The sequence below is a fragment of the Gilliamella sp. M0364 genome (genome assembly GCF_016100565.1).
In the GTDB taxonomy this organism is placed as follows: Bacteria; Pseudomonadota; Gammaproteobacteria; order Enterobacterales; family Orbaceae; genus Gilliamella; species Gilliamella apis.
In genome coordinates this window covers 84,058-91,376 of sequence record NZ_JACFSF010000007.1, presented here as the reverse complement: position 1 = coordinate 91,376, position 7,319 = coordinate 84,058, and the positions used below count along the sequence as shown (strand labels likewise).

Annotated in this window: 4 protein-coding genes; 3 read left to right on the top strand and 1 reads right to left on the bottom strand. The window is 36.2% G+C overall.

The window, feature by feature from the left end; genetic code table 11:
• Positions 1-407 precede the first annotated feature (407 nt).
• From H3U96_RS09095 to dld, 3 genes are all read left to right on the top strand, one after another.
• Positions 408-1,910 carry a hypothetical protein gene (locus H3U96_RS09095; RefSeq protein WP_232347776.1) on the top strand — a complete coding sequence of 501 codons (1,503 nt, stop codon included), beginning with the start codon at positions 408-410 and terminating at the stop codon, positions 1,908-1,910.
• A 179-nt stretch (positions 1,911-2,089) separates the two neighbouring features.
• Complete coding sequence (locus H3U96_RS09090) at positions 2,090-2,668, top strand: hypothetical protein (RefSeq protein ID WP_065578334.1); 579 nt, start codon at positions 2,090-2,092, stop codon at positions 2,666-2,668.
• A gap of 189 nt (positions 2,669-2,857) precedes the next feature.
• The gene (gene dld, locus H3U96_RS09085) at positions 2,858-4,570 is read left to right on the top strand and encodes a D-lactate dehydrogenase (RefSeq protein ID WP_065650905.1); all 1,713 of its coding nucleotides are present in this window, start codon (positions 2,858-2,860) and stop codon (positions 4,568-4,570) included.
• Positions 4,571-4,653: 83 nt separating this feature from the next.
• On the opposite strand, the gene mutS is transcribed toward dld, so the two are convergent.
• A complete protein-coding gene (mutS, locus tag H3U96_RS09080; RefSeq protein ID WP_086361257.1) occupies positions 4,654-7,212 on the bottom strand; it encodes a DNA mismatch repair protein MutS in 2,559 nt (852 codons plus the stop codon).
• Positions 7,213-7,319: the final 107 nt, after the last annotated feature.

Below are 7,319 nucleotides of genomic sequence, written 5' to 3'. Positions count from 1 at the left end.
AGCCAGCCAGCCAGCCAGCCAGCCAGCCAGCCAGCCAGCCAGCCAGCCAGCCAGCCAGCCAGCCAGCCAGCCAGCCAGCCAGCCAAAAGTTAGGGCTATTAAGTGGCTTAAGTAGTAAAAAAAAGTTAAATTATGTAACTCAGAATAGTCAGTTATTATCTTCATCTAAAGAGTTATTTGTCTATAACTCTCATTCAATGCGATTTGATTCAGAAATATCATTATTTTTCCTAAAATTGTTCTTTTTATATATGGTTAGTATAATTGGATTATTGGTAAATTTGCTTAATCCAGCATATGCTTTAAATGTAAATACAGTAAATGAAATTCATGGAAGTGCACCTTATTTAACTTATGATGATGGCATCACTAAAACCAATAGTACTGAAAGTTTATTGAGTATTAAGTTGTCAGATGGAAGGGTTATCAATACATTAAATGATGAGTCAGGTCCAACAAAACCAATAGAATTACCTAATGAAGATGACACGTTTGCTAGTATTCAAACTATTGTTCCATTACCGGACTTGGGTAATAATAATTATCCGAACGTGAATATAACTGATTTATTAAAATCGCCCTATAAATACTATGGTGATGATGATGGCGATGGTTATGATGAGACAACGGGAGAAGTGTTGGCCACGGCGAGTGGCTATATTAGTTTGAAATGGGAAATACGCAATCCTGCCGTATCGGATATTAATGCAGACAATGCTTTTACAGACATTACCTCTACTGTTAAAAATAATCTTAATGCCACACTTAATATATGCGATGGACCTTATAAGTTAACGATTAGTTCAACTAGTGGCGAATTGAATTCTCTATATGGAAATCCAAAAACGAGTGAATTTATCGGAAGTAGTCATACTTATTATTTGAACTCAAAATCACTACCTATAGTTTGCTATACTCAACCTAATTTAGTTTTTAATGATGGTATTCTAGGCAACAATGATTATGATGGTTTAAATTGGGATTCAGCATTTAATAGAGGAACGACGAGTAAAGGTTATAGGGTGGTGAATGCTACAAATAGTGGTAGTTATGAAGGGGAATCATCCATATTGAAAAATAATTTTCCAAGTACAGGTTCAAACGGATTATACTTTTATTTATTATTAAAAAATATTACTCCTTCAGAGGTTATTACAATAAATGGAGACACGGTATATTCCGTAGAAGGTGGTAATGTTAAATTGAAATTAAGTTCAGAAGATACTCATCCTTGGTTTTATTCTTTTAATGGTGAATCATATGGTTCAACCTATGGTACAAAAGAACTAGGCTTAAAAGTTAAGTTAGACGGTCCACGCTATAACTCAAAAGATAAAAGTTTTAAGCCTATGACATTTAGATTGTATGCAGATAGTGGTAAAAGTCACTTATTATATGAGTTTAGACTAATGCGTTGGTATATAGCTCAACCAAATGTTAATTATGGTGATGATAGGCTTAACCTCGAAGACGCAAAGGCCGAGCAAGAAAAAGCAAGGAAATATTGTAAAAGTATGGGTTATCGTATTCCTGATGCTAATGATTTTACTAATAGTAATAACGATTATTTTGGTTGGCGAGGGGGAATTACTAATAGATATCAAGGAAATTATCGTCGCCAATTAAGCTATATAGAAGGCGGTAGATGGATCGGAGGAATATTTAATGAATGGGGATGTATAGTAAATATAGCGAATTCAGCAGGTCATGGTCGAGCTGTTTGTATAGGTTATCCAGATAGTGATTGGGATTCATATAATTATTGGAGTGGAAATTTGTCCGTTAAGGCATCAAAAAAGCGATATAATAATTTACCACTAGGAGTATCCCCTTTTGAAGGAAAAGTATCAACTTATAATGCGATAGAGACGCAAAGAAGAATTGAGCGAGCTGCATGTGTGAGCCCTTAAAAGAAATATAAATATTTTATTAAGTAAACTTTACTTTTATTAAGCAGTATTTTGGGGATAAATTTAAAAAGGTTTTCGTTATATGAGGGGCCAACGCGAAGCGTCCGCACCTCATAATCGAAATATCCGGCGCAGTAGCGCTAGCGCTACCCCGCCGAAAGAATGAGTAAAAATTAGTCATGTTAATAGAAAATAAATTAGCAATAAGTTGTCGAGAGAATTATTTAAGCTTGTTTGATGAAGGTTTTTTTTTAAGAATGTATAATCAATCAGCTTATATTTTTAATGAGGAGTTTAATCAAAATCTTAAATTGAATTGTAATATGATTAAAAAATTGAATAATCAACCTATTATATATTGTGCTTTTCCTAAAAGTCAGATTAGCTATCGTATTAAAAATGCGGTTAAAACAGAATGGGGTTATCAGGTTGAAGGTCATTTTAATCTGTCATCTTATCTATTTTGGTTTAATAACATAGTTCAATCAGAGGGATTAGTAGTAAATCAAAATGTGAATATTAAACAACAGAAACAAGTGACATATTCAAATACTACTTGTAATTATAGCAATAATATTGAATTAAATTCAGAGCAACAGTTAGATTTAACTTCTATAGAAATAACAGATCTATTAACTAATCTTTCTCTAACCCCAAAACAAGTGAATTTTTTAAAAAATTGGCAACCAGGCCTGTATCAATCCACAATTAACGATCGCTTTATTGAAAGTTTAAAAAGAAAATTAATAAAAAGTTAATTGTGTTAGTAATTTTAAGATCTGTTTTCGTCATTGATATAACATTTTATTCCTTTTAGCTTTTTGTGTTAGTTTTTTTATTCAATACTATAAACCTTAAAGAACGCTTTTCAATGAATTGCATTGATTATAATATAATCAAAAAGAGTTGAATATTTGTCTAATTCCAATCTAAATAAGGGAACCAAAATGACTGTAAATAATACATCAGATCTTGTTGCGAAGTTAAAAAGTATCGTTGGTGATAAATATACCTTAACTGAACCTAGTCGTACTTTACTTTATCGCCAAGGTGCGCGTTTTGGAGTAGGGGATGCATTAGCGGTGGTTATACCTGGCACACTATTAGAACAATGGCAAGTTTTAAAAGCTTGTGTTGAAGCTGATGTTATTGTAATAACCCAATCTGCTAATACTGGTTTAACGGGTGGTTCCACACCAGATGGTAATGATTATGATAGACCGATAGTTATTGTAAGCACTCGTCGATTAGATGGAATTCAAGTCATTGAAAATGGCGATCAGGTCGTTTGTTTGCCCGGTAGTACATTATTTCATTTAGAAAAAGAACTAAAAAAATATCATCGAGGACCACATTCTGTAATTGGTTCGTCATGTATTGGTGCTTCAGTGTTAGGTGGGATTTGTAATAATTCGGGTGGTGCGTTAATTCAAAGGGGGCCGGCTTATACTCAAATGTCAGTATTTGCTCAGTTGGATGAGCAAGGGCAGTTACATTTGATTAATCATTTAGGTATTGAATTAGGTGATACGCCCGAGGAAATATTACAAAATCTACAAAATCGTGTTTATACCGATAAAGATGTTAACCCAAATGCTGGGTTAGGGCATGATCACCATTATTGCGATCATGTGCGACAGATAGATGCTGATACACCGGCTCGATATAATGCCGATCCAGCTCGTCATTATGAGGCATCTGGTAGTGCTGGGCGTTTAATGGTATTTGCGGTACGGTTAGACACGTTTCCATTAGAAGAAAACACTGCGGTGTTTTATATCGGAACGAATAATACTCGTGAACTTGATGATATTCGTCGTCATATTTTAGGTAATTTTAAGAATCTACCAATTTCTGGTGAGTATATTCATCGTGATGCGTTTGATATTGCGGCGGTATATGGTAAGCATCTTTTCCTGGCAATTAAGAAGTTAGGGACAGATATGATTCCTCGTTTGTATGCGTTTAAGAATTTGGTTGATCGTATTGTGAAAAAAACACCTTTTTTTTCTGGCAGTTTTTCCGATTGGTTTGCGGTAAATGTGTGTAAGTTGTTACCCAACCATTTACCTAAATCAATGCGTGATTATCGTGACAGTTATGAACACCATTTAATTTTGAAAATGTCTGACGATGGTATCGCCGAAGCTGAGGCATTTTTAAAGGATTATTTTGCCAATAGTCCAACAAATAAGCGTAATGGAAGCTATTTTCGTTGTAATGATAAGGAAGCCGAAGCAGCAATGTTGCACCGTTTTGCCGTTGCTGGTGCTGCGACAGTTTATCGTAATGTGCATACTAAAACAGTTGAGGATTTAGTCGCGTTAGATATCGCTTTGCGACGCAATGATAAAGATTGGTTTGAAACCTTGCCCGAAAGTATTAGTCAACATTTTATTCATAAATTATATTATGGTCATTTTTTCTGTTCGGTTTTCCATCAAGACTATTTAGCTAAAAAAGGTACTGACTGTTCAAAAGTGGAAGAAGAGATGTTGGTGATACTCGATCAGCGTGGAGCGCAATATCCAGCTGAACATAATGTTGGCCATTTGTATCATGCTAATTCAGATTTAAAAAACTTTTACCATGAGTTAGATCCAACTAATAGTTTCAATCCGGGTATTGGTAAAACCTCCAAAAAGAAATTTTGGAAATAAACCAAACCAAAATTCTAAAATTATCACCGCCATTATTGATTTAATGGCGGTTTTTTTATTAATTTACTATTATTGTTGATTAGTTAAAGTAATTTTTTTAATTGGTAAATGGTTTCTAATGCTTGTTTTGGCGTTAGTGCATCAGGATCGATCTGTTGTAGGGCTAGTTCGACTTCTGATGGTTCTGCATCGCCAATAAAGGTAAGTTGTGAGCTTTCAATATGGCTATTAGCGGATTGTTTAGAGATGACTTCTAGCTCTTTTAGTTTTTGTTTAGCGCGTTTTAAGATGGTTTTCGGTACACCTGCAAGTCCTGCTACTGCTATACCAAAACTCTTACTAGCTGCACCTTCTGAGACTTCATGGATAAAAGCGACGGTATTGTCGTGTTCTATGGCATCAAAATGGATGTTATAAACACCTAGCATTTGTTCTGGCAATTGAGTTAGTTCAAAATAGTGGGTAGCAAATAGAGTCATCGCTTTGATTTGGTTAGCCAAATTTTCAGCACATGCCCATGCTAGTGACAGACCATCATAAGTTGACGTTCCACGCCCAATTTCGTCCATTAAAACTAAACTATTTGGTGTCGCATTATGCATAATATTAGCGGTTTCAGTCATTTCCACCATAAAGGTTGAACGACCAGAAGCTAAGTCATCTGATGCCCCTATTCGAGTAAATATACGATCAACAGGGCCAATTGTCGCTTTAGACGCTGGAACAAAGCTGCCAATGTAAGCGAGTAAGACGATCAATGCTGCTTGGCGCATATAAGTACTTTTTCCGCCCATATTTGGACCAGTAATAATCAGCATTCGTCTATCTGATGAGAGAGATAGTGAATTGGCGATAAATGGTTTTTGTAATACTTGTTCTATCACAATGTGTCGTCCATCTTTGATTTCAATGCCTGTTTGATTGGTTAATGTTGGGCAATGATAGTTGAGTGTTAGAGCTCGTTCAGCAAGATTAGTCAGTACATCAAGTTCGGCGATAGCATCTGCACTGGTTTGCATATTGGCTAATTCTGGTATCAGTTGATCGAACAGTTGTTCATAAAGCTGTTTTTCAAGTGCCAATGCACGGCCTTTTGAGGTTAAGACCTTATCTTCGTACTCTTTTAACTCAGGAATAATATAGCGTTCGACATTTTTTAGTGTTTGTCTTCGGGTATAATGGATTGGTGCTAAATGACTTTGGCCACGGCTAATTTGGATATAATAACCATGAACCGCATTAAAACCAACTTTCAATGTATCAATGCCTAAAGTTTCACGCTCGCGAATTTCGAGCTGTTCTAAATAGTTGGTTGCACCATCGGCTAGATCACGCAGTTCGTCCAACTCTTGATTGTAACCGCTAGCAATGACACCTCCATCACGAATAATTACTGGTGGTGATTCAATAATTGCTCGATTTAATAGATCGGCTATTTGATCAAATTGATTGATTTTAGCTCGCAATGCAATGAGTGCCGGTGCCTTAAGTTCAGACAATGATTGCTGAAGTTGTGGTAAAAGGTTATAGGCATCACGTAACCGAGCAAAATCGCGTGGCCGAGCACTTCGTAGTGCTAATCTTGCCAAAATTCGTTCAAGATCACCAATTTGCTTTAATAGCGGTTGAAGGTCGGTGACATCATTTTGTAACTCTTTAATGGCTTGTTGTCGATTTTCTAAAATGGCCAAATTACGAATTGGCGAGTGTAACCAACGTTTAAGCATTCGACTACCCATAGCCGTTTGGGTTTTATCTAAAACGTCAGCAACAGTATGTTCAGTACCACCTGATAGGTTTTCGGTGATCTCTAAGTTTCTGCGAGTGGCGGCATCTAACACCACAAAATCAACTGAAGATTCTTTAACTATTGAGCGAATATGTGGCATGGCTGTGCGTTGGGTATCTTTGACATATTGCAATAAACAGCCAGCTGCACATAAGGCATAATGGCAATCTTCCACACCATAACCAACTAAATCATTGGTACCAAATTGTAAATTAAGTTGCTGTTTGGCGGTTTCCAGATCAAAGTCCCAAATTGGGCGTCGTCTTAATCCGTGACGATTTTCGATTAAATACATTGATGGAAAGTCTTCAGGGTAGAGTAACTCAACTGGGCTGGTTCGCTGTAATTCAGCTTGCATTGCTTCCGGATTATCACATTCAAATACAAAGAAACGCCCAGAACTCATATCTAAAGTTGCATAACCAAAGTGCTCTTTTTGTTGCCAAATACAAGCAAGCAAGTTATCTTTGCGATCTTCTAATAATAATTCATCACTTACAGTACCAGGAGTAACAATACGAACAATTTTACGTTCAACCGGCCCTTTACTTGTAGCGGGATCGCCGATTTGTTCACAAATTGCGACTGATTCACCAAGTGAAATGAGTTTAGCTAAGTAACTTTCAACCGCATGATAAGGTACTCCTGCCATCGGGATAGGTTGACCATTAGACGAGCCTCGTTTGGTTAGCGAAATATCTAAGAGTTGTGAAGCACGTTTGGCATCTTCATAAAACATCTCATAAAAATCACCCATACGATAAAACAATAAAATATCTGGGTTTTCAGCTTTCAACTTTAGATACTGGCGCATCATTGGTGTGTGGTCGGTAAAATCTTGGTTATCTGTCATAGTGTGTTAGTTCTTTAATCTTTTAAATTCAATGTATCAAATCTATCGCAGATTCTCATAGTCGGACTGCCAACAAATAGCTTATGATAGTAAAAATTTGTAACTAA